This is a genomic window from Dyella sp. C11, from assembly GCF_003121485.1.
In the GTDB taxonomy this organism is placed as follows: domain Bacteria; phylum Pseudomonadota; class Gammaproteobacteria; order Xanthomonadales; family Rhodanobacteraceae; genus Dyella.
In genome coordinates, this window is sequence record NZ_QAVX01000023.1 from 1 (window position 1) to 26,010 (window position 26,010).

Below are 26,010 nucleotides of genomic sequence, written 5' to 3' on the forward strand. Positions count from 1 at the left end.
GGCAGCGGCAGAGGTGTATAACAGACATGGCGATCGCAGACAGGGGTGGCAGGCAGAGTTCAATGCAGAACTCGCGGGTACAGATAATACGCCTGCCTCGATCCAAGTCAATACCCGTCAGTTCAAAAATTCCCGGTATCCCGCCCGGGGCGAACCCATGACCTCAGAAACGGCGATACATCAGGGCTTCGGCAAGATGTGTGCGGTCCAGCAACGCGGCCCCGCCATCCAGGTCGGCAATGGTCCGCGCAACGCGCAGCGTGCGGTGATAGGCGCGGGCGGAGAGCCCAAGGCGCTCCAGGGCACCTTCGAACCAGCGCCGCTCGGCTGGCCCCAGCGCGCAGTCGCGCTCCAGTTCGCGCGTGCTGATATCCGCATTGGCGCGGCCAGCCCGCATCAACCCGTGATGGCGGGCCCGGATCACCCGCGAGCGTACGGTGGCCGAATCCTCGTCGCTGGCGCCCCGCGGTGCGCCGATCTCGCTCAACGGCACGCGCGGCACTTCCACGCCCAGATCAATGCGATCCATCAGCGGCCCGGAACTGCGGCTGCGATAACGCTGCACCTGGTCCGGCGTGCACTGGCAGCGGCCGCGCGGGTCACCCGCGTAACCACAAGGACAGGGATTCATGGCCCCGACCAGCTGGAACTGGGCGGGAAACGTCGACTGGCGTGCGGCCCGGGAAATCACGATATGCCCCGATTCCATCGGCTCGCGCAGCACATCCAGCACGTGCCGGCCAAATTCGGGCAGTTCGTCCAGGAACAGGACGCCGTTGTGGGCCAGCGAGATTTCCCCCGGCCGCGGCACGGCACCGCCGCCCACCAGGGCTATCGCGGAACTGGTGTGGTGCGGCGCTCGGAACGGGCGCCGGCGCCACAGCTTGGGATCGACCGCCTGGCCCGCCACGGACAGCACCGCGCAGGTTTCGAGCGCCTCGGATTCGCTGAGCGGCGGAAGGATGCCCGGCAACCGTTCGGCCAGCATGGTCTTGCCCGTGCCCGGTGGCCCCAGCAGCAACAGGTGATGGCCGCCCGCCGCCGTGATTTCCAATGCGCGACGCGCCTGAAGCTGGCCGCGCACGTCGGACAGATCGGGGCCAATGATGTCGTCATAAATGCCAGATGCTTCGCCCGGGGGCGCCAGCTCCTGCGCACCGCGCAGCCATCCGCAGACGTCGGCCAGCGTGTCCGCCACCAGCACATCCGCATCGGAAACCAGCGCTGCTTCCGCCGCATTGGCACGCGGCACCACCACGCGACGGCCCCGCGAGCGAGCGCGCAGCAAGGCGGGCAGCACGCCCGACACGCCGCGCAATGCGCCCGTAAGCGCCAGCTCACCCAGAAACTCGCAGTCGTCGAGCTTTTCGCGGGGCACCTGGCCGCCTGCCGCGAGGATGCCGAGCGCAATGGCCAGGTCGAAGCGGCCGCCATCCTTGGGCAGCTCCGCCGGAGCCAGGTTCACCGTGACCTTGCGGTTGGGGTATTCGAATGCCGTGTTCTGGATGGCCACCCGCACGCGGTCACGCGCCTCGCGCACGGCGGCCTCGGGCAAGCCCACGATGTTGGTGCCCGGCAGGCCGCCGGACAGGTGCACTTCCACCATGACCTGGGGCGCCGCCACGCCTTCCTGGGCACGGCTGAGGGTGACGGCAAGGCTCATGGCGCTCGCTCGACACGGGCGCGGGAGTGGCTGCCAGGCTGAAACACGGAGCGACTCCCTCAAGCGGCGTGCAGAAAAATAGCCGCCCCCGATCGTTCTCGGGGTGAGGGTGACGGATCGGGGGCGGCTCCCGGGACATGGGCCCGTGCCGCACCGGATCAGTCAGGTGCCAGCACCAGCCTCAAGATCTGCGATTCGCTTTTCCAGGGCTTCGACCTTGGCGCGGGTGCGCGCCAGGAGCTGGCTCTGGACTTCAAACTCTTCGCGGGTGACTAGATCAAGGCGGCGCAATCCCTGCGCCAGGACATCGCCGAAGTTGGTGCGCAAATCCTGATGCGCCTGAGCCAATCCCTGTGGAACCAACGAAACAAGACGCTGGGCAAGTTGATCGATATCCTGCCTATCCATCATGGATAGCACCTCGAGCTCGTCGGACTGAAGTTTAGGTTCATCTCTTTAAATGCCACTATCGGCACGCTCCGCTGCAATGTGTAGGAATTTTCCTACATGTAGCCCGCAGGCGACAGCCGAGGGGTGGGGAAGGCAAAATGCCACTTCTGGCCCCGTGACACGGGCGCCCCACGATTGAGAGGAATACCCATGAAGCTGGTCGTTGCGATCATCAAGCCGTTCAAGCTGGACGACGTGCGCGAGGCGCTGGCCGAAGTGGGCGTGCAGGGCATCACCGTGACCGAGGTAAAGGGTTTCGGTCGCCAGAAAGGCCATACCGAGCTCTACCGCGGCGCCGAGTACGTGGTCGATTTCCTGCCCAAGATCAAGCTGGAAGTCGCGGTGGCTGACGACCAGGTGGACCGCGTCGTCGAAGCCATCCAGTCCTCGGCCAAGACCGGCAAGATCGGCGACGGCAAGATCTTCGTCAGCTCGCTGGAACAGGTGATCCGCATCCGCACCGGCGAGATGGACGGCGACGCCCTCTGAGCCCTCAGGTGGCCGGCTGCGCCCGCTCGAAGCGGCGATGGTGCACCAGCAGGCCAATGAAGTAGCTGATGTAGTAGCCGAAGATGAGCCCGAAGATGGCCAGCGTCAGCGGGCTGTTGCCCATGGCGGGCGTGGCATGCGCCATTGCCGGATCCTGCAGCTGCGGCATCGACACGAACAGGCGCCACGCCAGGCGCCCGACCAGCAGCACGGTAAGAATGCCGCCGATCCACGGATTGGGAATGTAGAGATCGTTGCCGCTGGCATCGCGTTCGAAACGCGTCAGTCGCAAGCCGACGAATCCGAACAGGGCGCCGACCATGGCACCGCCAAGCAGGCCTTCCAGCAGGCGCGGGTTGTGCAGGCCGCTGAAGCCGAATACGCACAGGATGACGGCGAGGAAGACGATGCGCGTCATCATGCGCTGCCGACGGATGGGTTGACGTCCGAACGTGCTGCGTACACGGCGAAAGATGGCAAAGGCCATCAGCGGAACCATGAACGCCCAGATCATGTTCGGAGTCATCGCCATCACCTGTTGAGGGAATGGCGGAAGCTTAGCGAGAGAGCGCCCCAGACACGACTGACGTGCCGCAGCCATCGCGGATGACGCCTGTCATCCGCGATGCGAAAACACTTGCGACTTACTTGGCCTTGCCCTGGTTGGCCACGGCGGCCATCTTGGCGGCGATGGCATCGGCATCGCCCAGGTAGTAGTGGCGGATCGGCTTGAGGTTGTCGTCGAACTCGTACACCAGCGGCACGCCGTTGGGGATGTTGAGTTCCACGATTTCTTCCTCGGACATGTTGTCCAGGTACTTCACCAGCGCGCGCAGCGAATTGCCGTGCGCAGCCACCACCACGCGCTGGCCGGAGCGAATGGCCGGCGCCAGCACGTCGTGCCAGTAGGGCAGCACGCGGTCGACGGTGTCTTTCAGGCACTCGGTATCCGGAATCATCGACGGATCGAGATTGGCGTAGCGCGGATCGGTCACCGATTCGTTCTTGTCGCGCTCGAGCGGCGGCGGCGGGATGTCGTAGCTGCGGCGCCACACCTTCACCTGGTCTTCGCCGTACTTGGCGGCCGTCTCGGCCTTGTTGAGGCCGGTGAGGCCGCCGTAGTGACGCTCGTTGAGGCGCCAGTCGGTCACCACCGGCAGCCACATCTGGTCCACGCCTTCCAGCACGCCCCACAGGGTGCGCACGGCGCGCTTGAGCACGGAGGTGTGGGCCACGTCGAAGGCATAGCCTTCGGCCTTGAGCAGGCGACCGGCCTCGGCGGCTTCGGCTCGACCCTGTTCGGTGAGGTCCACGTCGGCCCAGCCGCTGAAGCGGTTGTCGAGGTTCCACTGGGACTGGCCGTGACGGATGAGTACGAGCTTGTACATGGCTGAGTTTCGCGGCGAGAAACCCAAGATGGTGATGCCCCGCCTGGGTTCCGTCAAATCAGGGGCCCATGTCGAAGGTCATGCTAAACCCCTGGCTATGCAGGTGCATCCTACGTAGGTCCCTACTTACACGGAGTTCGTCATGCGTCGTCATTTGCTAGCCATCGCCCTTGCGCTGACCCTGCCCGTCGTGGCCCAGGCCAGCGACAACGATATCGACAAGGTCAACGGCACCGTCCATGTGGACGCGGGCCAGCACGTCGGCAACGTGAGCACCGTCAACGGAGCCGTACGCGTGGGCGACAACGCCGTGGTGCAGAAGGCCAGCACCGTGAACGGTTCCGTGGAGCTTGGCGACCACGCGCAGGCCACGGGCGTGAATACCGTCAATGGCGCGGTGACGCTGGGCTCGGGCAGCCGCATCAGTGGCCTGGTCGACACCACCAACGGCTCGATCCATCTGAACAAGGGTGCCGACGTGGCCGGCAAGGTCGGCAACGTCAACGGCGGCATCAACCTGGACGCGGCGCATGTGGGCGGCGGTCTTCAGACCACCAATGGCGACATCATCGTGGGTGCCAACTCGCACGTGGAAGGCGGCATCCTGATCGACAAGCCCGGCGGCTGGTTCAACTTCAACACCAACAGCCGCCTGCCACACGTGGTGATCGGTCCGCACGCCGTGGTGCAGGGCACGCTGGAATTCCGCCGCGACGTGGTGCTGCAGGTGAGCGACACCGCGCAGATCGGCGCGGTGAAGGGCGCCACGCCGGTGAAGTTCAGCGGCGATGCGCCGACGGAGTGACGGGTATTGGGCGTGTCACGTGCAGACGCGTGACACGCCTTCGCATCACACCCAGTCCCGCGGCTTGAGGTAATCCGCCAACCGCGCTTCCGGCGATTCGGGTTCCGGCTGGTAGTTGTATTCGTAGCGCACGCGCGGCGGCAGGCTCATCAGAATCGATTCGGTACGTCCGCCCGACTGCAGGCCGAACAGGGTGCCGCGGTCGTAGACCAGGTTGAATTCCACGTAGCGACCGCGACGATACAACTGAAATTCGCGCTCACGCTCGCCATAGGCCTCGTGCTTGCGGCGTTCGACGATGGGCAGGTAGGCATCGAGAAAACCCTGCCCCACATCGCGCGTGAAAGCGAAGCAGCGTTCGAAGCCACCTTCGTTCAGATCGTCGTAGAAAAGACCGCCCACGCCCCGCGTTTCGGCGCGGTGCTTGAGATAGAAATAGTCGTCGCACCATTTCTTGTAACGCGGGTAGACGTCATCGCCATACGGTGCGCACAGGTCGCGCGCGACCGTGTGCCAGTGCATCACGTCTTCATCGCGCGGATAGAACGGCGTGAGATCGAAACCGCCGCCAAACCACCACACCGGTTCCACGCCTTCCTTGCTCGCTTCGAAATAACGCACATTGGCGTGCGTGGTCGGAATGTGAGGGTTGCGCGGATGCAGCACCAGCGACACGCCCGTTGCCACGAAACTGCCGCCGGCAAGATCAGGGCGATGCGCCGTGGCACTGGGCGGCAACTGGTGCCCGTACACGCGCGAGAAATTCACGCCCGCCTGTTCGAACAGGGCGCCATCGCGCAAGACACGCGTACGACCACCACCGCCCGCCGGGCGCGTCCATGCGTCTTCCTCGAAGCGCGCCTTGCCGTCGATCTGCTCGATCGCCGCACAGATGCGGTCTTGCAGTTCGCGCAGGAACAGTTCGGCTTGGTCGGCTTGCTGGCTCATGGGGCGGTCCGTCGTCGTTCGAAATACCGCAAGCTTAGCAAGCGCGGCTCGGGCCACTGCTGTGGCAGCGCGCCGCGGCGTGGTCAGCTCAGGCGCGCGGCGATGCGTCGATGGCCGATCAGCTTGGCCCAGCGCATGCCGATGTCGATCCACATGAGATAACCCGATTCGGCCAGCATGCGAATGACGTAACGTCGGTTGAGCACGAGCGACGGTTCCGCCGCCACGGGCACACTGTCAAAACCCAGTCGACGTGCCAGCAACTGGCAACGCGCCAGGTGATAACGGCTGGTGACCAATGCCACCGGCGGCAACGCGCGCATGATCGGCCCATCCTCCTGCAACAGGCTGCGCGCGTGGCGCAGGTTTTCCAGCGAATCCACCGAAGCCTGTTCCAGCTGCATCACCACACCAGGCGGCAACTCGTGCTGCGCCAGCCAGTCGCGTCCTGCCGCCGCTTCACTGACGGCACCACCGCTGCGGCCACCGAGCAGCAGCACGTGCTCAGTCTCGCGCGCACGCATCAGCGCCAGCGCGCGAAGCAGGCGCTGCTGGTAGTCCTTTTCAGGTTCGTCCCGCACCAGCCGGCGGCCGAATACCAGGACCGTCATGGGGCGCCCCAGCGCTACCGGACTGCGCGACGCCACCCGCCATACATGAACGAGATAACCGACCCAGACCAGGCCCAGGCTGAGCATCACGGCGGCCACCATCACGGCGAAGGCGTGCAGCACATCCCGGTCGCTGAGATAGCGCCAGGGGCCACGTCGAAGGGGTGCGGTGATGGGAGGCACGGGCGGGCAGGGAGGCGAAGGCCGGCACCCAGTGTGCGCAGGCGGCAGAAAGGCTGCAACGGCCAGGTGAAGAAGGCCATGACAAACATGAACGCGATGACCGCCATCGCCTGTCCAGACTAGGAAATGGGGGATCCCCTCGCTAGGCTCGCGCGATGTCAGTACTGATCCAACCCCTTGCCGTCAGCGCCTACACGGCCACTTCGGCGCTAGGCCACGGTTTAGAAAGTCATCTCGCCGCCCTTTCCACGCAACGAGGCGGCCTGCGTGAAAACGACTTCAGCAGCGCCCCGCTGGCGTGCTGGATAGGCCGTGTCGAAGGCGTCGAAGACGCCCCGCTGCCCGCTGCTCACGCCGCATGGGAATGCCGCAACAACCGCCTTGCCTGGCTGGGCCTCCAACAGGACCGCTTTCTCGACCGGGTGCTGGACGCCCGGCAGCGCTACGGTGCCTCGCGCGTGGCCCTGGTGCTGGGTACCTCGACCGCCAGCATCGGCGCCACCGAGGAAGGCTATCGCCACCTCGACGACGAAGGCCGCATGCCACCGGAACTGCGCCGCCCGCCGGTGCACGCCCCGCACTCGCTGGCCGGCTTCGTGGCCGAGGCGCTGGGACTGGAAGGCCCTTGTCTTACCGTGTCCACGGCGTGTTCCTCCAGCGCCAAGGTGTTTGCGAACGCCGAACGCCTGATCCGCCTCGGCCTGGCGGATGCTGCCGTCGTCGGCGGCGTGGATACGCTGTGCGATAGCGTGCTGTTCGGTTTCAACGCGCTGGAACTGGTGTCGCCCGAACCGTGCCGCCCGTTCGATCAGGCGCGCCACGGCATTTCCATTGGCGAAGCCGCTGGCTTTGCGTTGCTCGAACGCGTGAACGCAGCGCCTGACGCGCCGCGCTTGCTCGGTTATGGCGAATCCAGCGACGCGCATCACATGTCCACGCCCCACCCGGAAGGCCTCGGGGCCGAGCTCGCGTTGGGCGATGCACTCGCACGCGCAGGACTCAGGGCATCGCAGGTGGATTACATCAACCTGCACGGCACCGCGAGCCAGAAGAACGACGAAGTGGAGGCGGCCCTGGTGGCTCGCGCCTTTCCTGCATCCACGCGCGCCAGCTCCACGAAAGGCTTCACCGGCCACACGCTGGGTGCCGCCGGCATTCTCGAAGCCGTGGTCGCGCTGCTCGCCATCCGCGAGAACTTCGTGCCCGGCAACCTGGGCTGCACGCATCCGGACGAAGCCTGCGGCCCGCAACTGGCGCTGAAGAGCGAACCGCACACCGTCAACGTGGCACTGAGCAACTCGTTTGGTTTTGGCGGCAACAACGCCTGCCTCGCCTTTGGAAGGGCACCAGCATGAGTACGCTGAACGTCTGCGTGGAAGGCATGGGCGTGTGGTCGCCTTTGGCTGGCGATTTCGAGGCGCTGAAGGCCATGCTGGCGGGCGCCCCCACGGAAGCACCTCCGGCACGGCCCACGGCATCGACGCTGCCGGCCAACGAACGTCGTCGCGCGCCGGAAAGCGTGCTGCTGGCGGTGGAAGTGGCTGGGCAAGCCGTGGCCATGAGCGGCTACGACGCGGCCGAGCTGCCGTGCGTGTTCAGTTCCGCGTATGGCGACCAGCTCATCTCCGACTACATGTGCGCCACGCTGGCCTCGGCGCCGGCCGAGCTTTCGCCCACGCGCTTCCACAACTCCGTGCACAACGCGCCTGCCGGTTACTGGACCATTGCCACGGGCTGCCACGCCACGTCGAGCGCCATTTCCGCCGGACGGGCCAGCCTGGGCGCCGGCCTGCTGGAAGCGGCCACCCTGTGCGCTGCCGAAGAACGCCCGGTATTGCTGGTATGCAGCGACATCAAGGGCAACGGGCCGCTGGGCGACATGAGCGGCACCAAGAGCTCCTTCGGCATCGCCCTGGTGCTTTCGCCCGCGGCCACATCACGTACCGTGGCCCAGCTGGAACTGCACCTGGTGCCACACGCCAACCACGCCTTGCGACCGGCCCCCGCGACCGGCGCCTGGTACGAAACCAATCCCATTGCCGCATCCGCGTGGCCACTGATGCAGAATCTCGCCAAGGGCGAAGGCGAATGCACGCTTGCTGCCGCTGAAACCCTGGCCCTGAGAGTTGTGCTGGAGACATCTGCTTGAATACGTCCGACGCCCGCTGGTGCGTGCTGATTCCCTGCCTCAACGAAGAAGCGGCCATCGGCAACGTGGTCCAGTCCGTGCTCTCGCTCGGCCTTCCCGTCATCGTCGTCGACGATGGCTCGGACGACCGCACGCCCGACATCGTGAGCCAACTCCCGGTGACGCTGCTTCGCCACCCTCAACGCATGGGCAAGGGCGAAGGCCTGCGCACCGGTTTCCGCGAAGCCGTGCGCCAGGGCTTCGATGCCGTGCTCACCATGGATGGCGACGGTCAGCACCTGGCCAGCGACATCCCGCGCATTGCCGCCGCCGCGCAGCGTTATCCCAACCACATCGTCATCGGTGCGCGCCTGCTCGAACGCGAGCAGCAGCCCAAGGGTCGCCGACGCGCGAACGCCGTGGCCGACTGGGGTATCTCGTGGGCCTGTGCGCAACCGGTGGCGGACACGCAAAGCGGCCAGCGCTGGTATCCGCGCGCCGCGCTGGACCTGGCGGACCTGCCGGCCGAGAACTTCGTGTTCGAAGCGGCCATCCTGATTGCCGCGACGCGTGAGAAAGGACTGGGCGTGGTATCGGTGCCGATCGCCTCGCGTTATCAAGGCGAATTCCGCATCAGCCATTTCAGCCCGGTCAGGGATGTCACTCGCATCACCGTGTATACGGTCGAACAGATTTTCCGCCACGGCGACGTGCTCGCCAGCTATCGGCGTTCGCGCGCTTCGCGTCCTGTCCTGTTCGATACCGCAGTCACCTGAAGGCACGCCGGAGCATGAGGAGCAACGCCTGTCGCTCCTCATCTGTCACCTGGGCATCAGGCCATTCCGCCGTTGACGCCGATCACCTGCCCGTTGATGTAGCCCGCCGCGTCGGAACACAGGAAAGCCACCAGCGCCGCCACTTCTTCCGGCTTGCCTGCGCGCTGCGCGGGCACCATCTCGCGGATGCGTTCGGGCGGAAAATCCTCGCCGATCATGCGTCCCTCGATCACACCCGGCGCCACGACGTTCGCGGTGATGCCACGCGACGCCATTTCGCGCGCCAGCGAACGCGTGGCACCGTGCAATGCGGATTTCGCTGCCGCGTAGTTGGCCTGCCCGCGATTGCCCAGCTGTGCCGCCACCGAACTCACTGACACGATGCGACCGAAACGCGCACGCGCCATCGGCAGCAGCAGCGGCTGGGTCACGTGAAAGAAACCGTGCAGCGATACGTCGATCACACGATGCCAGGCCTCTTCCGACATGCCGGCCATCGGGCTGTCCTGGTGCACGCCCGCGTTGTTGATCACGGCGTGGATGGGTCCATCGGTCAGCAGGGTTTCCAGGGCGTGGCGCGTCGCTGCCGCATCGGTGACGTCGAACGCCATTGCCTGCGCGGTACCGCCCGCATCGCGGATGGCGGCAGCTACATCGTCCGCTCGTGCGATACCACCATTGGCGTGCACGATCACGTGGTAACCGCCCGCCGCCAGCGCCTGGGAAATGGCGCCGCCGAGATCGCCGCTGCCGCCCGTTACCAAGGCACGACGTGAGGATGTGGCGTGGGACATGGCGACCTCGCTGTCAGGAAACGGGATGGATGACGGCCGCGCGGCCGCTCACCAGCACGCGACCATTCTGCTCCACGCGAAACGCATATTGCGCTCCCGTGGCATCGGCATAGAGACTTTCCGCATGGACGTCCAGACGGCCATGCGATGGATCAACGTACTCGATCCGCAATGACACGTCGCGCAAGCTGACCAGCCGACCCGGGCGCTCACCGGTTTCACCGCGATCGCGGGCCAGCAGCGCGCCATGCACGGCCATCGCCTGCGCCCCGTATTCGGCAAGGTGCACAGCGTGCAGGCCTTCGTCACCGCGCAACGGGTGATCTTCCAGCGCATGGCTGTCACTGAGCGCGTAGATGGACGTCTCGTCCCAGGACACCACGACATCGAGCAGGCACATGGCATCGCGATGCGGAATCAGGTGCGCCCAGTCAGTCTTGTCGAGCATGGGGAGCCATCACTATCGAAAGGCAGAAATGGAAGGCCACACCAAGGCTCACCGTGAGACCGATGGCACGCAATACCGGAATGGTGCTCCATGCCAGCATGCCGAACACCAGCAGCGCGGACAGCACGCACACCAGCGTGGCGTGCAGGGTCCGGCGCTGTTCGGCGGCATCGCCGGTATCGCGCTCGAAGAACAGCGCGTAGTGCAGGCCAAGGCCCGCGGCGAGTATCAGCGCCACCAGGTGGAACAACGACACTTCCACGCCACAGACGCGCTCCACGGCCAGCACGAGGAACGTGGCCAGGGTCATCGGCGCCAATACATGCCACGCACGTCGCACACTGCGCAGGGCCGCGATGATCGCCACCACCAGCAGCAGTGTCGCACCAAGCAGGGCATGCAGGATGCGCGTGCGATAGTCCACGACCAGTGATTCGGCCGCTGCCTTGAGATCAAGCAGCCGCACGGTGCCGTCGCTGCGATCCGCCAGCGACTGCAAGGCGCCCATGTCATGCACGCCGCTGAGTGTGCCCAGGCCCAGCCAATGACCATCGCGCTGCATCAGCATGCCCGACAGGCGCTCACCCAATGGCGACGACACAAATCGCTCGGGCGTCAACACGGGCAGCGTGCGCACCTTCTGCACATCGTCGACGAACGGCTCGAACAGCCCTCGCTGGAACGGCATGCCGTGCTCGGCCTCGGCGAGCGAGCTTTCAAGCGTGTCCTTGTCTGGCAACCGCTGCTGCCGTGCGCGTTGCACGGCTTCGCTGGGCAGGTAACGGGAAGGCAGCTCGACCGCATCGACAGCATGTTGCGCGACAAGCGCATCGATCGCGGGCTCCAGCTTCTCCGACAGCGCCAGCACGCCCTGTTCGTCCGATGCCTGCAGCACCAGCAGGTAGCGTACATCCGGCGCGCCAAGCGCTTCGCGCAGGCGTGCATCGCGCATGAGCAGATCGCGCGGCAGCGGTGTCAGCGCGGACAGGTCGTTCTGCCAGAACGGTGGTTGCGCAAAGACCAGCATCAGCACCGTGGCAGCAGCCACCAGCAACGGAATCCAGCGCGGCCGTGGCAACCGATCGACGAGATGACGCGCGCGAATCAACCAGCCCATGTCGGCGACATCGTGCACGCGCGTCGGCAACAGATGAGGCAACAGGTATCGCGTGCTGAAGCCCGCCACCAGCAAACCGGTCACGGTGAATACGGCCAACTGCCGAAGGCCATTCACGCCCGATGCAAAAAATGCGAGATAGGCAATGCAAGCAGACGCGATGGCCGTCAGCAACAGCGGCCACAGGTCGCGCACGCTTTGCACGGCATCCTCGCCCGCGCGTCGATGACTCAATACGCGTATCGGATATTCCTGTGCCACGCCAAGCAGGGTGAAGCCGAAGGCCAGCGTGATGCCATGCACCTGCGGAAACAGCAGCACCAGGGCCGCAATGCCGGCCAGCGCAGCGCTGGCAATGGGCAGCGCGGAAAACAGCAACGAGCCGATGCTGCGATAGGCCAGCAACAGCAGCACGATGAAACCTACCGTGGAGATGCGCCCAATCCATTCGGCCTGCCCGCGCGTCTGCGCGTTCGCCACCACCGAAAAATAGCCTGGGCCGCTTACCACCAGCGATGCGCCGGCATGACCGGGCAGCGCGTCGAAGGCACGATGGATGCCATCGATGGCCTGCTCCTGCGCATCGGGGTCGAAGCCCGCCGCGCGTGTCAGCACAAGCATCAGGGCTTCGTGCTGGGGCGAGAACCACACGCCCTCCACGACTTCGGGCGATTTGGACGGCGACCACCGCTCGGCCAGCTTCAGGATTTCCAGCGTGGGATCACGCGGCAACAGCCCCTTGAGCAAGCTTGCCGCCGGTGACGAAAGATCATCCAGGCGCTGCTCCAGCTCATCGCGCAGATACGCGGTGTCAATAGCCTGCCGGTCGAGCGTGGGCGAAAGGAGATAACGGTATGGCAGCAGGGATTCGTCGAGCGCTCCCATGTCGAAGCTGCCATTGAGCACCTGCGTGTAGCGCGAATCCTTGTGCAGCGATGCGGCCAGCTGCTGACTCAACGCCGCGAGCTGTTCGTCCGACTTGCCAGCAATGGCAACCAACAGCAGGCGCGATCCGGGACCTTCGCCCACCTGCTCCATCAACAGGCGCTGGTCGGGCGTGGTGGGTGCGGGCATGAAGCTGCGCAGATCGGTGCTCACCGTCAGGTGCTTCACCACGAACACGCCTAGCGCAGCCAGCAGCGCCAACCATCCCAGGAGCAGCGTCAGGCGACCGCCAAGACGCACGCTCAGCCGCCTCGGCACATCGTGACGAGCCCATCGCGCGTCGGCGTGGCCGGCATTCGGGAGGCGTACTCACCCAGCAGGTCGATGGCCACATCGCCATCGGCCTCCTGCATGATCATGCAACGTGGTTCGTTGCCACTGCCATCGATGTCGATGCGATTGACGGTCTGGGCAAGCTTGGCGTCGCGCGGTGTCAATGTCAGCGTCCAGCGATCGGCGCCATCCACGCTGTGCTGCACCGTGAATGCCTGCTCCAGGTGCGCGGAATCGCCACCCAGCAAGGCAACGAAGCTGTCGACCAGCAGCTGCAGTTGTGGCGCGCGCTTGAGCGAAAAGCTTCGCGGTGAACGCCCTTCGCGCTGCTGCGTCACTTCGCCGTTGGCGATGGTCGACACTTCGCGCGTGGGCACTTCCACCGTGCGCTCCAGGCGATCGTCGCCGAGCCAGGCCAACTGGCCGGAGACCACCAGCGGCTTGTCCAGCATCTTCATGAAACGCGCCTCGGCGAATGCCGTGCGTGCCGGTGCCGGCCGACCCAGCGAGGAAACCAGTGCGCGCGCCGTGGCGGCGTCTTCAGGCGCCGACGCGTTCGCGCACAGCGACAGCGTCAGGCCGCACAGCAGTGTCCACGTCTTGCTGCCAGAAGTCATAGAAGTTGAACCAGTTGTAGGGGTCGACGTGGACGTAGTGTTCCACGCGGCGGGCGAAGCGGGCGATGACGTCGTCCAGCGCCTGCGCGCGATGCTGCCGCGGAATCTCGATGCGTTCGGCGAACGATTCGAAGATCAGGCGATACCGGTTGCCACCTTCGTACAAGCCGAAACACAGCACCACGGGAACGCGCAGCGTGTGTGCGAGCAACCAGGGGCCTACCGGAAAAGGCGCGGAATCGCCGAGAAACGGCGTGCGGCGCAACACCTCGTGCTCGCGCCCGCGATCGGCAAGCAGCGCCACCATGCCGCCACGCTCGCAGGCCTCGGCCATGGCCAGCACAATCGACGTGCCGCCTTGCGAGGCGTCGATGACACGAGCGCCGACGTCGGGCGCCAGCGCTTCAAGCAGCTCCGTCATGGCCGGCGTCTTCTGCTTGTCCAGCACCACGCGCAAGTCCACTTCGGGACGACGCGACTTGATGGCGCGGAGCGCTTCGAAGCTGCCCTGATGCGTGCCAAGCAACAGCACGCCCCGTCCCTGCGCAATGCAGGCCTCCAGCGCGTCGAGGCCTTCCACTTTCACATCGAAATCCCGCTCGCCGTGGGCGAGCAGAAAGATGCGATCGAGCAGCGTCGCAGCGAAACAGTGAATGTGCTTCATCACCTGCCAGGGCGTGACCGGCTTGCCCAGCACGCGCTCAAGGAACAGGCGCGAGGCACGTCGCTCGGGGCCGCGACGAAGATAGAAATACAACGTGATCGGGTAGAGCACCAAACGCGCGAACGAGCGTCCGCCGTATAACGCAGCGGCGCGAATCAGCCAGATGGCGAAGCGTCCGCCGCCTTCGGGTCGGCTTTGCCAATGCTCGGTCATCGCGCTCCCTCGATGGAACCCCGGGCGAGCAGGTCGTCCCCGCGGCGAATTTCGAAACGCACGCGACCGTTCGCTTCTGACAAGGCCACGTGTGCCTGCTCTGCAGGGAACAAGGGAGCGACGAATTTCGCGTCAATGACCCGGGCCAGCCGTTCATCGCGCCAATCGCGCAGCGCCAGTGCCACCTGTTCCAACAGCATCACGCCAGGGACCAATGGCGAACCGGGAAAGTGCCCCGGCAAGCTGGGATGGTCGGCCGCCACGGTAAACATGCGCTGGAAGGCTGCATGGCTCATGGCGATGCCGGATCTTCGCCGCGTACCAGCTTGGGCCAGCGCGCTGCCACGCCGAGCACCAGCTCGTGCAGGCGCGGGTGACGGATATGGCGCAGGTGCAGACGGCGGAACACATTCTCCAGCAGGAACGCGCAGGCGATCAGCACATAACCGCCCACGTGCGCGTACGACTGCGCAAATTCACCGGACACCGGCCATGGCGACGCCACGCCCAACGAACGGAGCAAGCCACCCGGCTCGGCGCACAACAGCAACACGGTCAGCACCAACGCCTGCGCTGCCGTCAGCAAGGTCCAGAACCAGGTGAGGTGACGCGCATACGTCGCGACCCCAGGCATGTCGAGGCGCTCTGGCCCTTCGATGGCTTCGATGAAGCGCGCGATCAGCGGCGAGGAACCCTTGCGCAAACTGCGGCCGAACAAACATGCCAAAAGAATGTTGATCGCAATCGGCACGCATTCCAGCAGCAAGCCAGCCATGCCACGCGAACCGAGCCACGCCATCACCAGCAACATGCCAAGCCACGCAGCCCAAGGCGCCGCACGCCGCGTGGAGAGCGACGATGCCATCACCACGGTGAGCAGCAACGCGCATGCCGCCAGCGAGACGCCCTGGCGATGCGTCAGCACACCGGCCATCGCCAGCACCGGATAGCCGAACATCAACGGCCACCAGCGGCGCGAAGTCGAAGTCGGTTTTGGGGTGGGTACGAACGACATGGATAACTCAGCCTGCCTGGCATCGAAACAGCGACAACCCAAGTGTGCCGCGCGCGCCGTGCATCATGCCCGACGGCGGTTAAACGGCGCGGTGCTGTTCAATGTGCTCGGAGAGGGTGCGAAGGCTGGTGAAAATCTTGCGATTTTCAGGGTTGTCCGAGCGCAACTGGAAACCGTAGCGCTTGGACACAGCCAGCGCGATTTCCAGGGCGTCGATGGAATCCAGGCCCAGATCGCCGCCGAAAAGCGGTGCATCAGGGTCAATCTGGTCGGCCGTGACGGTTTCCAGATTCAGGCTGGTCACGATCAGCGTGGCCAGTTCGTGTTGTGCGGTGCTCTGCTCGGCCATGCCGTTTTTTACCCGAAATTCTTGCGCCTCTCCCCCAGAGGCACCGGCCTGCCAGTGTAACATAGCGACTCGGTTTCTCCGGTTGGATGCCCATGGTTCAGGGTTGTGAAAACGTCAGGCCGGCGGTGCGCCGCGCGCCGCATGTGTCCTATCGGTTGACCGATCCGGAGACGATGTTGCAGCAGGTGGGCACCCTGGCGGTGTTCGGCTTCGGCAGCCATGTGCAAGGCAGCGACGATCCGCGCTGGCTCGGTGTTGATCTCGAAGCACTGCAGTCGCGCGCACCGCTGGAACTCTGGCAGGTGGAGGGTCCCGTCATTCACGGCCGCACCGGCGACGTGCAATGGTCCAGCGGCGAAGGCTGGCTGTTTGCCGCCGTCACGCTGGACGAGGCGGCCCACGGCGGCCCACGCGATACCGCCGCCAGCGCTTATGCGCAACTGTGCGGGTTCGTTGCCTCCCGTCGTGAGCGCCACGTACAGCGCATCTGGAATTACCTGGCCGACATCAACCAGGGCGAAGGCGATACCGAGCGCTACAAGCAGTTCTGCGAAGGTCGCGCGCAAGGCATGGGCAGCTTCTTCGAAGATGGCTTTCCCGCCGCCACGGCCATTGGCCACCATGCGTCGGCAGCGCGCCTGCAGGTGTACCTGCTGGCCTGCGATGAACCCGGTGGCCGCGTGGAAAACCCGCGCCAGGTCAGTGCATGGCGTTATCCGCGCCAGTACGGCCGCATTCCGCCCAGTTTTGCGCGCGCCATGACGCTGCCTGCCGGCGACGCCCTGGCCATCTCAGGCACGGCGGCCGTCGTCGGTCACGCCTCCGCCCACGAAGACGACTTGCCCGCGCAGCTGGACGAAACGCTGGTCAACCTGGAAGCGCTTCTGGCCAGCGCCGGCATGCCGACCGGCTTTGACGCACAGTCTCCCCTGAAGGCGTACGTGCGGCACGCCGCCGACGCTTCTGCCGCACACGATTTCCTGCAGCGCCATCTGCCCGGCGTGCCGCTGCTGCTGCTGCACGGCGATATCTGCCGCAGCGAGCTGCTCGTGGAAATCGACGGCTGGCGTTACGCCTGAGCGGCTGTCAGTTCTGCCAGCCGCGCGGCGACTGGCAGGCCGGAAAAGCCTGACGGAAGCTGCCCACCATGAACTCGGCGAGCGCGGAGCGCCCCGCCGGCAACGCCGCGTAAACCTCGGCCAGCGCGAGGTCACCCTTGCCCGTATCGAGTGCTGCAATCGGCACGCTGCTGAGCACGGCCGCATGGGCCATCAGGCTGCCGGCGCGATAGCGGAACAACGCTGTGCAATCGTCCGGCCGGGACTGCCAGCTCATGACGGGATTGGTTTGTCCCAGGTGAATGGGGACAGCGTCATGGCGTGAGGCGAGTGCTTCGCCCGCACCCGGCAACACGCCCTCGGCGTCACGCAGCAGGCACTCTTCGCAGGCAGGGATGACCGCGTAGGTCACCCAGCCCGATGCCGCTCCATCGGCCGCCACAAAGGTGTAGCGCGCATTGGCATCGACGCCGATGGTGGCACGCTGCACGCGCCAGCCGGCGGGCACCGCCATCCAGCCCGCGATGCTTCCATAGAACCATTGCACGGCTTCTTTCGCCGGCAGTCCGGATGCGGATGGCAGGGCGGGCAACTTGGCCACGTCGGGCCTGGTCCAGTCACCAACGCCGGAATGCACGTCGATCAGCGTGACCGTGGAACCGGCAAAGGTCACCGGACGCAGGGCGTAGTCGGTACCGGGTGCCGATTGGGTTTCGGGCGTGGTGGGCAGCTCGCGGATGTCCGTATCTGCCCGGGAAGGCGGGCACCATCCGATCACCGCTGCCATCGCCACGACCGCCAGAATGCTACGAAACTGAATGCGCATGAGCCGCCCCTGTCACGTGTGCAGGGAGCTTATACGCGAGCAAGCCCGTGGCGCGAGTCGGACGAAAGGTCAGGGGGTGGCAGCCGTCTCCACGCCGTAGGCCGGGTCGATATGGCGGATCACGTCATCGACGTACGCCGCCAGCGTGCCGTCGATATGTCCCCAGCCACGCCGGAGTATCACCTGATCGCGCAGCTGACGTGGCGCCGACAGCGGCGCGCCGGTCTGGGCGTCGTAGACGACGAACGAGGCCGAATAGCCCACCAGGGGCTGATAGGTATTGCCGGCGGAATTGGCGTAAGTCGATGAGACCGAATCCGCGATGTCCGGGCGGTAGGTGATCACCAGGCGATAGGGAACGTCCTGCTCTGCCGAGGGAGACGGCGTGCCCTGCTTGAACAGCGCGTCGCCCGGACTGGTGATGCGCAACGTCGCACGGCGATCATCCGCCCAAGCCTGGAAAGACTTCACCGCATCCGCGCAGTTCGCGGTATGGCTCGTGCAAGCGAGGTAGGCGTGAAAACGCGCCGTTCCATCCGCGGCAAACAGTGGGACGTTCGGGCGATGGGTAGCCGAACCCGCACACCCCTGCAGCAGCAAGGCACCCACCAGCATCATCTTCCCTGCATGACGTTGCATAACCACTCCCTGGTCGTGGGCGCGACGGTCGATGTCGAACACGCCGAATCAAAACGCACATCATCCTGACGGAAACAAACGCGACAAGGCGTGAAGAACCGCAACAGTGAATCAGGGTGCCGGTGCCGGGGTGTAGGCGGGATCGAGTCGCTTGAGGAAGGCGCGCACGTGCGCCTCCAGGTACGGATTGGCGGCACCCTGGGCCTGATCGACCATCTTCTCGTCGTGCATCGACATCGACTTGAGCAGCTTGCCGCTGCTTGCATCGAACACACGGACGTTCGCCACATAACTCACGACGGGCAAGCCGGTGGCACCGCCCTGCAGCGAATTGGACAGCGATGCCATTTCGGGCGCATAGCGCACGGAAACGCGATAGGGCAGCTTCTGCTCTGGTGCCTGCGACGGCGTGCCGTTGGAGAACGCCGCATCGTCGGGCCCTACCTCATGCAGGCTCACATCGCGCGAATCGGCCCAGCGATCGAACATGTGCTCGATGATGGAGCAGTTCACCGTCCTGCTGGTGCACGCCAGGTAGGCATTGAAACGCGGAGCGCCGTCTTCGCCAAACAGCTGCACGCTGGGCGCAGCGTGCAAGGCCTCGCCACTTCCCATCAACGACACGATCAGGACAACAGCCGAGAACTTCCCTGCACGCATGCGATGCTCTCCGTCGGATGGCCGATGGGCGAGACCATAGCGTTCCGGAAGCGAAAAATCACTTCTGCTTGGTGGGACGATGCCAACCGTGCAAGGTCACCTGCTTGGCGCGCGCAATGGTCAGTTCGCCGGCCGGCGCATCCTTGCCAATCACCGAGCCCGCACCGATGGTGGCGTCGGCACCGATGGTCACGGGCGCCACCAGTGCGCTGTTGGAACCGATGAAGGCACGATCACCGATGGTGGTGAGGTGTTTGTTCGCGCCGTCGTAGTTGCAGGTGATGGTGCCCGCACCGATGTTCACGCCACTGCCGACAACGGTGTCGCCAAGGTAAGTGAGGTGATTGGCCTTGCTGCCTTCGCCAATCACCGCCTTCTTGGTTTCGACGAAGTTGCCGACATGCACGCCCGCCGCAAGCTCGGTGCCGGGGCGCAGGCGCGCAAACGGACCGATGGTGCAGGGCCCATGCGTCACCACGCCGTCGAGATCGCAATGCGCCTGTACCACCGTGCCGGCCGCAAGCCGCACATGGCTGAGCCGCGTGAACGGGCCCACGCGCACGTCGTCGCCCAGCACCACGTCGCCTTCAAGAATCACATCGACGTCGATCTCGACATCCATGCCTGCCACCACCTTGCCGCGCACATCGATGCGCAGCGGGTCGGCGATGCGCACGCCGTCCAACGCCAGCGCGGTGGCAGCACGCTTGCGGTATTGCGCCTCCAGCTCCGCCAGCTGCAGCGGATTGTTGGCACCGGCCGCTTCGTATTCGTCATCGCACTCCACGCAGGCCGCGGCGCGATTTTCCTCAGCCGCCATGCCGAAGATGTCGGTGAGGTAGTACTCGCCCTGCACATTGTTGCGATCGAGTTTGGACGTCCATCGCTTGAGCGCCACGGCTTCCGCGGCGACGATGCCGGTGTTGATCAGGTTGACGGCACGCTGCGTGTCATCGGCGTCCTTCTCTTCAACCACCGAGCGCACGAAGCCGTTGCCGTCGCGCAACACGCGCCCGTAGCCAAACGGGTTGGCCACGCGCGTGGCGAGCAGGCTGACCGTGCCTTCGGCGCGAATCAGCTTGGCGAGCGTTTCGGCGCGCGTGAGTGGCACGTCGCCGTACAGCACAAGCACGGTAGCGTCGTCCGGCACATCGAGCAGCGCCTCGCGCACTGCGTGGCCGGTGCCGAGGCGCTGCGATTGAAGCACCCAGCGAAGATCGTCCTGGCCTTCGAACGCCGCCCGCACCTGGTCACCGCAATGGCCGTAGACCACGTGGATCACTTGCGGCTGCAAGGCCCGCGCCGCCTCGAGCACATGCGCCAGCAGGGGACGCCCGGCCAGAGGCATCAGCACCTTGGCCTTCTTCGACTTCATGCGCTTGCCTTCACCAGCGGCGAGAACGATGACGTGCAAGGGAGCTGTCTTGAGCATGGGCGCGGTATCTGTCTTTGATTAGCGGCGGAGGATAACAGCGGTGCCGACGGCGCTGGCGGCCCTGAGGATGTAGACCGTATGGCTATCGCGAGGCACTGGCGTCGGTCACGGGCTTGCCGTCCTTCCAGGTGAAGAGGAACACATAGTCGAGGCTGAAGGGGCGCGCCTCGGTGCTCACTTCGTGCGTATTGCCGTTCGCATCGCTTGCCCACTGACTGATGCGCAGGGGCTCGAATGTCCACTGCATCGCGGCGGCGCGCACAGCGGCGTCGAACTGGCGCGCTTGCGGATCGGCCTGCGCTTCGTCCGGCATGCGTATTTCGGAAACCTTGCCCTGCTCATCGACGATCAACTGCGCTTGCACTTCGTGGGCCGGCAGACGCTGGTCAAGGAGTGCGGGCGGATAGATGGGCGCGGGGTGATGCCATGGCACGGCACCCGTGGAAATCTGACCCAGGGCCAGCTGGTAGTGCGCCATGTCGCCGCTGGGAACGGCTCGGTAGGACGTGTCACCTTCCGTCATCGGGTGCGGCACGCCAGGCGAAGGCGCGCTGGCGCAACCGGCCAACGACAACCCCATGCCGAATGCCAGATACCACCGGCGCGTCACCGGCCCACGACGAAGCCCTGCGTCCATCGGTGCAACCTCCCTGGCGAGTGCGACCCAGCATAAACAAAAACGCCGGCCCAAGGCCGGCGTTTTGCGGATTCACCCAGCAAGTGCGCTCAGTGCTTGAGCGTCTTGCGGAGGCGCTCCAGCGCCTGCAGCTGCGTGATGGCTTCGGCCAGCTTGGCCTGCGCTTCGGCAATCTCAACGGCGTCGGTGCGATTGGCCAGCGCGTCTTCGGCTTCCTGCTTGGCGCGCTGCGCTGCGGCTTCGTCCAGATCGGAAGCACGGGCAGCGGTGTCCGCCAGCACAGTAACGACCTGCGGCTGCACTTCCAGGATGCCGCCGGACACCCAGAACTGCTGACGCTCGCCATTGGCCAGCACCACGTCGACGTGGCCGGGCTTCAGGCGCGTGATCAGCGGCGCGTGGCGGGGCGCAATGCCCAGCTCGCCGAGCTCGCCGGTGGCGACCACGAGCTGCGCGTCGCCGGAGAAGATCTCGGCTTCGGCGCTGACGATGTCGACACGAAGGGTATGACTCATTGGTGTTCTCGCTTTGCTCGAGGTAGGAGGGGCGAGGGGCGAGAGTTGAGGGAAAAACCGGCAACGCCTGAGCGTCGAGCTTTTGCTAATCCCTCGTCCCTGACCCCTCGTCTCTCGAAGATCAGGCCGCCTTCTTGGCGCCCATTTCCTCGGCCTTCTTGATGGCCTCGTCGATGCCGCCGACCATGTAGAACGCCTGCTCCGGCAGGTGGTCCACGTCGCCGTCCACGATCATCTTGAAGCCGCGGATGGTTTCCTTCAGCGGCACGTACTTGCCCGGCGAGCCGGTGAACACTTCGGCCACGTGGAACGGCTGCGAGAAGAAGCGCTCGATCTTGCGGGCGCGCGACACGGCCTGCTTGTCGTCTTCCGACAGTTCGTCCATGCCCAGGATCGCGATGATGTCCTTGAGCTCCTTGTAGCGCTGCAGCGTGCCCTGCACGCGGCGGGCCACGTCATAGTGCTCGGCGCCGACGATGCCCGGATCGAGCTGACGGCTGGTGGAGTCCAGCGGATCCACGGCCGGGTAGATACCCAGCGAGGCGATGTTACGCGACAGCGTGACGGTCGAATCCAAGTGGGCGAACGTGGTGGCCGGCGACGGATCGGTAAGGTCATCCGCGGGCACGTACACGGCCTGGATGGAGGTGATCGAACCGGTCTTGGTCGAGGTGATGCGCTCCTGCAGGACGCCCATTTCCTCGGCCAGCGTCGGCTGGTAACCCACGGCGGACGGCATACGGCCCAGCAGCGCGGACACTTCGGTACCGGCCAGCGTGTAGCGGTAGATGTTGTCCACGAACAGCAGCACGTCCTTGCCCTTGCCGTGCTCGTCCTTCTCGTCGCGGAAGTACTCGGCCATGGTCAGGCCGGTCAGCGCGACGCGCAGACGGTTGCCCGGCGGCTCGTTCATCTGGCCGTACACCATCGCGACCTTGTCGAGAACGTTGGAGTCCTTCATCTCGTGGTAGAAGTCGTTGCCCTCGCGGGTACGCTCGCCCACGCCGGCGAACACGGACAGACCCGAGTGCGCCTTGGCGATGTTGTTGATGAGTTCCATCATGTTCACGGTCTTGCCCACGCCGGCGCCGCCGAACAGGCCGACCTTGCCGCCCTTGGCGAACGGGCACACCAGATCGATGACCTTGATGCCGGTTTCCAGCAGGTCGTTCGAGGTGGCCTGGTCGGCATAGCTCGGGGCTTCGCGATGGATGACCCAGCTGTCTTCGGCGGCGATCGGGCCGGCTTCGTCGATGGGGCTGCCCAGCACGTCCATGATGCGGCCCAGGGTGGCCTTGCCGACCGGCACCTTGATGCCTTCGCCGGTGTTGCGGGCCACGAGGCCACGCTTCAGGCCGTCGGTGGAACCGAGGGCAATCGTACGGACGATGCCGTCACCCAGCACCTGCTGGACTTCCAGCGTGATGTCGGTGCCGTCGATCTTCAGTGCGTCGTAAACCTGCGGCACCTGATCGCGTGCGAACTCCACGTCGATAACCGCGCCGATGATCTGTACAACTTTGCCCTGACTCATGGATGTGCTCCGGATGGATCTTTTAGTGTTTGGGACTACTCGCGCCCTGTGACGGTCGCGTGGTTTTTGTGAATAGTGCGGCCATGGATGGCCGCTTTTTGATCTTCGCGATCAGGGATGATCGCTTTTATACAGCTGCGGCGCCGCCGACGATTTCCGAAATTTCCTGGGTAATCGCGGCCTGACGCGCCTTGTTGTAGATCAGCGTGAGTTCGCCGATCACCTTGTTGGCGTTGTCCGAGGCAGCCTTCATGGCCACCATGCGCGCGGCATGTTCGCTGGCGAGGTTTTCCAGCACGCCCTGGTACACGACCGACTCGATGTAGCGCGCCAGCACGTGCTCAAGCACGGTCGCCGCATCGGGTTCGTAGATGTAATCCCAGTCGTGCTTCTGCTCGAGCTTGAGGCCCGCCACCGGGAAATCCGGCGAGTTCGGCTTGCCTTCGCCGCTGACCATTTCCTCGGCCACGACCGGCAGCGGCAGCAGCGCATGGATCGACGGCTTCTGCGTCATGGTGTTGACGAAGTCGTTGTGCGCCAGGAACACGCGATCGAGCTTGCCGTCGGTGTAGGCGTCCAGCATCACCTTGATCACGCCGACCAGGTCTTCCACCTTCGGCTTCTCACCCAGGTGGGTGGCGCTGCCGATCAGGTTGACGCCCTTGAGGCGACGGAAGAACTGCACGGCCTTCTGGCCGACGGCGACCACGTCGATCTCGGCGCCCTTGTCCTGCCACTCGCGGATGACCGGGAGCAGGCGACGGAACAGGTTCGAGTTCAGGCCACCGCACAGGCCGCGGTCCGTACTGACGACCAGGAAGCCGACGCGCTGTACCTTCTCGCGTTCCTGCAGGAACGGATGGCTGAAATCCGTGCTGGCCTGGGCGACGTGCGCGATCACCTTGCGCATGGCACGCGCATAGGGACGCGAAGCCTTCATCAGATCCTGCGCCTTGCGGATCTTCGAGGCCGAGACCATTTCGAGCGCGCGCGTCACCTTGCGCATGTTCTGCGTGCTCTTGATCTTGGTTTTGATTTCGCGTCCGCTTGCCATTTCTTCTCGCTCGCTATTGCTCGCTTGGTTAGTCGCGCCGTTGGCGCTGTAAGTGGGTAAGTTGCGCCTTGGGCGCTGCAAAGGGTTTGTGGATCAAGAGCAAACGAACTTTACTCCTTGCCACTTACCCTTTGCCCTTTACGCACTTACCAGCTGCCCGTCTTCTTGTACTCGTCGAGCGAGGACTTGAAGGTGGCTTCGATCTCGTTGTTCCAGTCACCGGTGGCGACGATCTTCTTCATCAGCTCGCCGTGGTTCTGGTGCATGAAGGCGTGCAGGCCCTTCTCGAACGGCAGCACCTTGTTGACCGGCAGGTCGTCGAGGTAGCCCTTTTCAGCGGCGTACACGGACAGGGCGAGTTCGGCGATGGACAGCGGCGCGTACTGCGACTGCTTCATCAGCTCGGTCACGCGCTGACCACGGTCCAGCTGGGCGCGGGTGGCCGGATCAAGGTCCGAAGCGAACTGCGCGAACGCAGCCAGCTCGCGAAACTGCGCCAGGGCCAGCTTCACGCCGCCGGACAGCTTCTTCACGATCTTGGTCTGGGCGGCACCACCCACGCGCGACACCGAGATACCGGCGTTCACGGCCGGACGGATACCGGCGTTGAACAGGTCGGTTTCCAGGAAGATCTGGCCGTCGGTGATCGAGATCACGTTGGTCGGCACGAACGCGGACACGTCACCGGCCTGCGTTTCGATGATCGGCAGCGCGGTCAGCGAACCGGTCTTGCCCTTCACTTCGCCATTGGTGAACTTCTCGACGTACTCGGCCGACACGCGAGCTGCGCGCTCGAGCAGACGCGAGTGGAGATAGAACACGTCGCCCGGGTAGGCTTCGCGGCCCGGCGGGCGCTTCAGCAGCAGCGAGATCTGGCGGTAGGCCACGGCCTGCTTGGACAGATCGTCATAGATGATCAGCGCGTCCTGACCGCGGTCGCGGAAGTACTCGCCCATGGCGCAACCCGAGTACGGCGCGATGTACTGCAGCGCGGCCGATTCGGAAGCGGAAGCCACCACCACGATGGTGTTGGCCAGCGCGCCGTTCTCTTCGAGCTTGCGCACCACGTTGGCGATCGACGAGCGCTTCTGGCCGATGGCGACGTAGATGCACTTAATGCCGGAATCTTTCTGGTTGATGATCGCGTCGATGGCCAGAGCGGTCTTGCCGGTCTGGCGGTCGCCGATGATCAGCTCGCGCTGGCCACGGCCGATCGGGATCATCGAGTCGACCGACTTGTAGCCGGTCTGCACAGGCTCATCCACCGACTGGCGCCAGATCACGCCCGGCGCGACCTTTTCGATCGGCGAGCTGGTCTTGGCATTCAGCGGGCCCTTGCCGTCGATCGGGTTGCCCAGCGAATCGACCACGCGACCCAGCAGTTCCGGACCGGTCGGCACTTCGAGGATGCGGCCGGTGGTCTTGGCGGTGTCGCCTTCGCGCAGGTGCTGGTATTCGCCCAGCACCACGGCGCCGACCGAGTCACGCTCGAGGTTCAGCGCCAGGGCGAACGAATTGCCCGGCAGTTCGATCATTTCGCCCTGCATCACGTCGGCCAGGCCGTGGATGCGCACGATGCCGTCGGACACGCTGATGATCGTGCCTTCGTTGCGTGCTTCCGCGCCGAGCTTGAACTGCTCGATGCGAGTCTTGATCAGTTCGCTGATCTCGGACGGGTTCAAGGTGGAGCTGGACATGGGTCGATATCCTGAGATTTGAGTCTTTTTTGAAGAGCCAGCCGCTGGCGGCGGCGCTTCGCGAAACGGACTTCGCTAA

At 65.0% G+C, this 26,010-nt stretch carries 29 protein-coding genes; 6 read left to right on the plus strand and 23 right to left on the minus strand.

Annotated features, from left to right (window positions below):
* Nucleotides 1-163: 163 nt before the first annotated feature.
* Nucleotides 164-1,663: a YifB family Mg chelatase-like AAA ATPase gene (locus tag DK366_RS17960; protein WP_109126928.1), complete on the minus strand. Its 1,500-nt coding sequence runs from the start codon at nt 1,661-1,663 to the stop codon at nt 164-166.
* A gap of 162 nt (nt 1,664-1,825) precedes the next feature.
* Nucleotides 1,826-2,074, minus strand: coding sequence for an accessory factor UbiK family protein (locus DK366_RS17965; RefSeq protein ID WP_109126929.1), 249 nt, complete (start codon nt 2,072-2,074; stop codon nt 1,826-1,828).
* Between the two features lie 189 nt (nt 2,075-2,263).
* On the opposite strand from DK366_RS17965, the gene glnK reads away from it, so the two are divergent.
* Complete coding sequence (glnK, locus tag DK366_RS17970; protein ID WP_109126930.1) at nt 2,264-2,602, plus strand: P-II family nitrogen regulator; 339 nt, start codon at nt 2,264-2,266, stop codon at nt 2,600-2,602.
* Nucleotides 2,603-2,606: 4 nt separating this feature from the next.
* Here glnK and DK366_RS17975 read toward each other — a convergent pair whose 3' ends face one another.
* Both DK366_RS17975 and gpmA read right to left on the minus strand, forming a co-directional pair.
* Entirely contained in the window at nt 2,607-3,128 is a 522-nt protein-coding gene (locus DK366_RS17975) for a CcdC protein domain-containing protein (RefSeq protein WP_109126931.1), read from the minus strand.
* Between the two features lie 118 nt (nt 3,129-3,246).
* A complete protein-coding gene (gpmA, locus tag DK366_RS17980) occupies nt 3,247-3,990 on the minus strand; it encodes a 2,3-diphosphoglycerate-dependent phosphoglycerate mutase (protein WP_109126932.1) in 744 nt (247 codons plus the stop codon).
* Nucleotides 3,991-4,132: 142 nt separating this feature from the next.
* Between gpmA and DK366_RS17985 the strand changes: the two genes are divergently transcribed.
* Nucleotides 4,133-4,795: a hypothetical protein gene (locus tag DK366_RS17985; RefSeq protein WP_109126933.1), complete on the plus strand. Its 663-nt coding sequence runs from the start codon at nt 4,133-4,135 to the stop codon at nt 4,793-4,795.
* A 45-nt stretch (nt 4,796-4,840) separates the two neighbouring features.
* Here DK366_RS17985 and hemF read toward each other — a convergent pair whose 3' ends face one another.
* Nucleotides 4,841-5,743: an oxygen-dependent coproporphyrinogen oxidase gene (gene hemF / locus DK366_RS17990; RefSeq protein ID WP_109126934.1), complete on the minus strand. Its 903-nt coding sequence runs from the start codon at nt 5,741-5,743 to the stop codon at nt 4,841-4,843.
* An 83-nt stretch (nt 5,744-5,826) separates the two neighbouring features.
* Nucleotides 5,827-6,477: a YdcF family protein gene (locus tag DK366_RS17995; RefSeq protein ID WP_232821105.1), complete on the minus strand. Its 651-nt coding sequence runs from the start codon at nt 6,475-6,477 to the stop codon at nt 5,827-5,829.
* 215 nt (nt 6,478-6,692) lie between these two features.
* Here DK366_RS17995 and DK366_RS18000 point away from each other — a divergent pair, with 215 nt between their 5' ends.
* From DK366_RS18000 to DK366_RS18010, 3 genes are read left to right on the plus strand one after another with little or no spacing between them, the layout of a single operon-like run.
* Nucleotides 6,693-7,892, plus strand: coding sequence for a beta-ketoacyl-[acyl-carrier-protein] synthase family protein (locus DK366_RS18000; protein WP_198651619.1), 1,200 nt, complete (start codon nt 6,693-6,695; stop codon nt 7,890-7,892).
* The gene (locus tag DK366_RS18005) at nt 7,889-8,686 is read left to right on the plus strand and encodes a beta-ketoacyl synthase chain length factor (protein ID WP_109126935.1); all 798 of its coding nucleotides are present in this window, start codon (nt 7,889-7,891) and stop codon (nt 8,684-8,686) included. Before DK366_RS18000 ends, DK366_RS18005 begins: the two co-directional genes overlap by 4 nt.
* Nucleotides 8,683-9,441 carry a glycosyltransferase family 2 protein gene (locus DK366_RS18010; RefSeq protein ID WP_109126936.1) on the plus strand — a complete coding sequence of 253 codons (759 nt, stop codon included), beginning with the start codon at nt 8,683-8,685 and terminating at the stop codon, nt 9,439-9,441. The genes DK366_RS18005 and DK366_RS18010 overlap by 4 nt, the downstream gene beginning before the upstream one ends.
* Before the next feature lie 56 nt (nt 9,442-9,497).
* Here the strand turns inward: DK366_RS18010 and fabG are convergent, their stop codons facing one another.
* The 8 genes from fabG to DK366_RS18050 form a co-directional block, all read right to left on the minus strand.
* A complete protein-coding gene (gene fabG / locus DK366_RS18015; protein WP_109126937.1) occupies nt 9,498-10,235 on the minus strand; it encodes a 3-oxoacyl-ACP reductase FabG in 738 nt (245 codons plus the stop codon).
* 13 nt (nt 10,236-10,248) lie between these two features.
* Complete coding sequence (locus tag DK366_RS18020) at nt 10,249-10,683, minus strand: phosphotransferase (RefSeq protein WP_109126938.1); 435 nt, start codon at nt 10,681-10,683, stop codon at nt 10,249-10,251.
* On the minus strand, nt 10,667-12,985 hold the full coding sequence (locus DK366_RS18025) for an MMPL family transporter (protein ID WP_232821106.1): 2,319 nt from the start codon (nt 12,983-12,985) through the stop codon (nt 10,667-10,669). The genes DK366_RS18020 and DK366_RS18025 overlap by 17 nt, the downstream gene beginning before the upstream one ends.
* Nucleotides 12,986-12,987: 2 nt before the next feature.
* A complete protein-coding gene (locus DK366_RS18030; protein ID WP_109126940.1) occupies nt 12,988-13,635 on the minus strand; it encodes a LolA-related protein in 648 nt (215 codons plus the stop codon).
* Entirely contained in the window at nt 13,559-14,512 is a 954-nt protein-coding gene (locus DK366_RS18035; protein ID WP_109126941.1) for an acyltransferase, read from the minus strand. Before DK366_RS18035 ends, DK366_RS18030 begins: the two co-directional genes overlap by 77 nt.
* Nucleotides 14,509-14,808 (minus strand): hydroxymyristoyl-ACP dehydratase, encoded by a 300-nt coding sequence (locus tag DK366_RS18040; protein ID WP_109126942.1) that lies wholly within the window; start codon nt 14,806-14,808, stop codon nt 14,509-14,511. The genes DK366_RS18035 and DK366_RS18040 overlap by 4 nt, the downstream gene beginning before the upstream one ends.
* The gene (locus DK366_RS18045) at nt 14,805-15,527 is read right to left on the minus strand and encodes a xanthomonadin biosynthesis protein (RefSeq protein WP_232821107.1); all 723 of its coding nucleotides are present in this window, start codon (nt 15,525-15,527) and stop codon (nt 14,805-14,807) included. The genes DK366_RS18040 and DK366_RS18045 overlap by 4 nt, the downstream gene beginning before the upstream one ends.
* 79 nt (nt 15,528-15,606) lie before the next feature.
* The gene (locus DK366_RS18050; RefSeq protein ID WP_109126944.1) at nt 15,607-15,876 is read right to left on the minus strand and encodes a phosphopantetheine-binding protein; all 270 of its coding nucleotides are present in this window, start codon (nt 15,874-15,876) and stop codon (nt 15,607-15,609) included.
* A 92-nt stretch (nt 15,877-15,968) separates the two neighbouring features.
* On the opposite strand from DK366_RS18050, the gene DK366_RS18055 reads away from it, so the two are divergent.
* Entirely contained in the window at nt 15,969-16,955 is a 987-nt protein-coding gene (locus DK366_RS18055) for a pteridine-dependent deoxygenase (RefSeq protein ID WP_109126945.1), read from the plus strand.
* A gap of 7 nt (nt 16,956-16,962) precedes the next feature.
* Here DK366_RS18055 and DK366_RS18060 read toward each other — a convergent pair whose 3' ends face one another.
* The 9 genes from DK366_RS18060 to atpA all read right to left on the minus strand — a co-directional run bounded on the left by DK366_RS18060 (nt 16,963) and on the right by atpA (nt 25,931).
* Entirely contained in the window at nt 16,963-17,760 is a 798-nt protein-coding gene (locus tag DK366_RS18060; RefSeq protein ID WP_109126946.1) for a hypothetical protein, read from the minus strand.
* A 69-nt stretch (nt 17,761-17,829) separates the two neighbouring features.
* Nucleotides 17,830-18,399 (minus strand): hypothetical protein, encoded by a 570-nt coding sequence (locus DK366_RS18065; RefSeq protein WP_157956605.1) that lies wholly within the window; start codon nt 18,397-18,399, stop codon nt 17,830-17,832.
* Between the two features lie 111 nt (nt 18,400-18,510).
* On the minus strand, nt 18,511-19,059 hold the full coding sequence (locus DK366_RS18070; protein WP_109126948.1) for a hypothetical protein: 549 nt from the start codon (nt 19,057-19,059) through the stop codon (nt 18,511-18,513).
* 58 nt (nt 19,060-19,117) lie between these two features.
* Nucleotides 19,118-20,491, minus strand: a complete 1,374-nt coding sequence (gene glmU, locus DK366_RS18075) for a bifunctional UDP-N-acetylglucosamine diphosphorylase/glucosamine-1-phosphate N-acetyltransferase GlmU (protein WP_109126949.1) — start codon at nt 20,489-20,491, stop codon at nt 19,118-19,120.
* A gap of 85 nt (nt 20,492-20,576) precedes the next feature.
* A complete protein-coding gene (locus tag DK366_RS18080; RefSeq protein WP_232821108.1) occupies nt 20,577-21,131 on the minus strand; it encodes a hypothetical protein in 555 nt (184 codons plus the stop codon).
* Nucleotides 21,132-21,220: 89 nt separating this feature from the next.
* Nucleotides 21,221-21,646 (minus strand): F0F1 ATP synthase subunit epsilon, encoded by a 426-nt coding sequence (locus DK366_RS18085; protein ID WP_109126950.1) that lies wholly within the window; start codon nt 21,644-21,646, stop codon nt 21,221-21,223.
* Nucleotides 21,647-21,767: 121 nt separating this feature from the next.
* The gene (gene atpD, locus DK366_RS18090; protein WP_109126951.1) at nt 21,768-23,180 is read right to left on the minus strand and encodes a F0F1 ATP synthase subunit beta; all 1,413 of its coding nucleotides are present in this window, start codon (nt 23,178-23,180) and stop codon (nt 21,768-21,770) included.
* A 127-nt stretch (nt 23,181-23,307) separates the two neighbouring features.
* Complete coding sequence (gene atpG / locus DK366_RS18095) at nt 23,308-24,234, minus strand: F0F1 ATP synthase subunit gamma (protein WP_109126952.1); 927 nt, start codon at nt 24,232-24,234, stop codon at nt 23,308-23,310.
* Between the two features lie 146 nt (nt 24,235-24,380).
* Nucleotides 24,381-25,931, minus strand: a complete 1,551-nt coding sequence (gene atpA, locus DK366_RS18100; RefSeq protein ID WP_109126953.1) for a F0F1 ATP synthase subunit alpha — start codon at nt 25,929-25,931, stop codon at nt 24,381-24,383.
* Between the last annotated feature and the right edge of the window lie 79 nt (nt 25,932-26,010).

Coding starts and splice junctions, on each gene's coding strand:
- DK366_RS17960 (WP_109126928.1), bottom strand. CDS start 1,663: ATGAGCCTTGCCGTCACCCTCAGCCGTGCCCAGGAAGGCGTGGCGGCG.
- DK366_RS17965 (WP_109126929.1), bottom strand. CDS start 2,074: ATGATGGATAGGCAGGATATCGATCAACTTGCCCAGCGTCTTGTTTCG.
- glnK (WP_109126930.1), top strand. CDS start 2,264: ATGAAGCTGGTCGTTGCGATCATCAAGCCGTTCAAGCTGGACGACGTG.
- DK366_RS17975 (WP_109126931.1), bottom strand. CDS start 3,128: ATGACTCCGAACATGATCTGGGCGTTCATGGTTCCGCTGATGGCCTTT.
- gpmA (WP_109126932.1), bottom strand. CDS start 3,990: ATGTACAAGCTCGTACTCATCCGTCACGGCCAGTCCCAGTGGAACCTC.
- DK366_RS17985 (WP_109126933.1), top strand. CDS start 4,133: ATGCGTCGTCATTTGCTAGCCATCGCCCTTGCGCTGACCCTGCCCGTC.
- hemF (WP_109126934.1), bottom strand. CDS start 5,743: ATGAGCCAGCAAGCCGACCAAGCCGAACTGTTCCTGCGCGAACTGCAA.
- DK366_RS18000 (WP_198651619.1), top strand. CDS start 6,693: ATGTCAGTACTGATCCAACCCCTTGCCGTCAGCGCCTACACGGCCACT.
- DK366_RS18005 (WP_109126935.1), top strand. CDS start 7,889: ATGAGTACGCTGAACGTCTGCGTGGAAGGCATGGGCGTGTGGTCGCCT.
- fabG (WP_109126937.1), bottom strand. CDS start 10,235: ATGTCCCACGCCACATCCTCACGTCGTGCCTTGGTAACGGGCGGCAGC.
- DK366_RS18020 (WP_109126938.1), bottom strand. CDS start 10,683: ATGCTCGACAAGACTGACTGGGCGCACCTGATTCCGCATCGCGATGCC.
- DK366_RS18030 (WP_109126940.1), bottom strand. CDS start 13,635: ATGACTTCTGGCAGCAAGACGTGGACACTGCTGTGCGGCCTGACGCTG.
- DK366_RS18035 (WP_109126941.1), bottom strand. CDS start 14,512: ATGACCGAGCATTGGCAAAGCCGACCCGAAGGCGGCGGACGCTTCGCC.
- DK366_RS18040 (WP_109126942.1), bottom strand. CDS start 14,808: ATGAGCCATGCAGCCTTCCAGCGCATGTTTACCGTGGCGGCCGACCAT.
- DK366_RS18045 (WP_232821107.1), bottom strand. CDS start 15,527: ATGTCGTTCGTACCCACCCCAAAACCGACTTCGACTTCGCGCCGCTGG.
- DK366_RS18050 (WP_109126944.1), bottom strand. CDS start 15,876: ATGGCCGAGCAGAGCACCGCACAACACGAACTGGCCACGCTGATCGTG.
- DK366_RS18055 (WP_109126945.1), top strand. CDS start 15,969: ATGGTTCAGGGTTGTGAAAACGTCAGGCCGGCGGTGCGCCGCGCGCCG.
- DK366_RS18060 (WP_109126946.1), bottom strand. CDS start 17,760: ATGCGCATTCAGTTTCGTAGCATTCTGGCGGTCGTGGCGATGGCAGCG.
- DK366_RS18065 (WP_157956605.1), bottom strand. CDS start 18,399: ATGCAACGTCATGCAGGGAAGATGATGCTGGTGGGTGCCTTGCTGCTG.
- DK366_RS18070 (WP_109126948.1), bottom strand. CDS start 19,059: ATGCGTGCAGGGAAGTTCTCGGCTGTTGTCCTGATCGTGTCGTTGATG.
- glmU (WP_109126949.1), bottom strand. CDS start 20,491: ATGCTCAAGACAGCTCCCTTGCACGTCATCGTTCTCGCCGCTGGTGAA.
- DK366_RS18080 (WP_232821108.1), bottom strand. CDS start 21,131: ATGGACGCAGGGCTTCGTCGTGGGCCGGTGACGCGCCGGTGGTATCTG.
- DK366_RS18085 (WP_109126950.1), bottom strand. CDS start 21,646: ATGAGTCATACCCTTCGTGTCGACATCGTCAGCGCCGAAGCCGAGATC.
- atpD (WP_109126951.1), bottom strand. CDS start 23,180: ATGAGTCAGGGCAAAGTTGTACAGATCATCGGCGCGGTTATCGACGTG.
- atpG (WP_109126952.1), bottom strand. CDS start 24,234: ATGGCAAGCGGACGCGAAATCAAAACCAAGATCAAGAGCACGCAGAAC.
- atpA (WP_109126953.1), bottom strand. CDS start 25,931: ATGTCCAGCTCCACCTTGAACCCGTCCGAGATCAGCGAACTGATCAAG.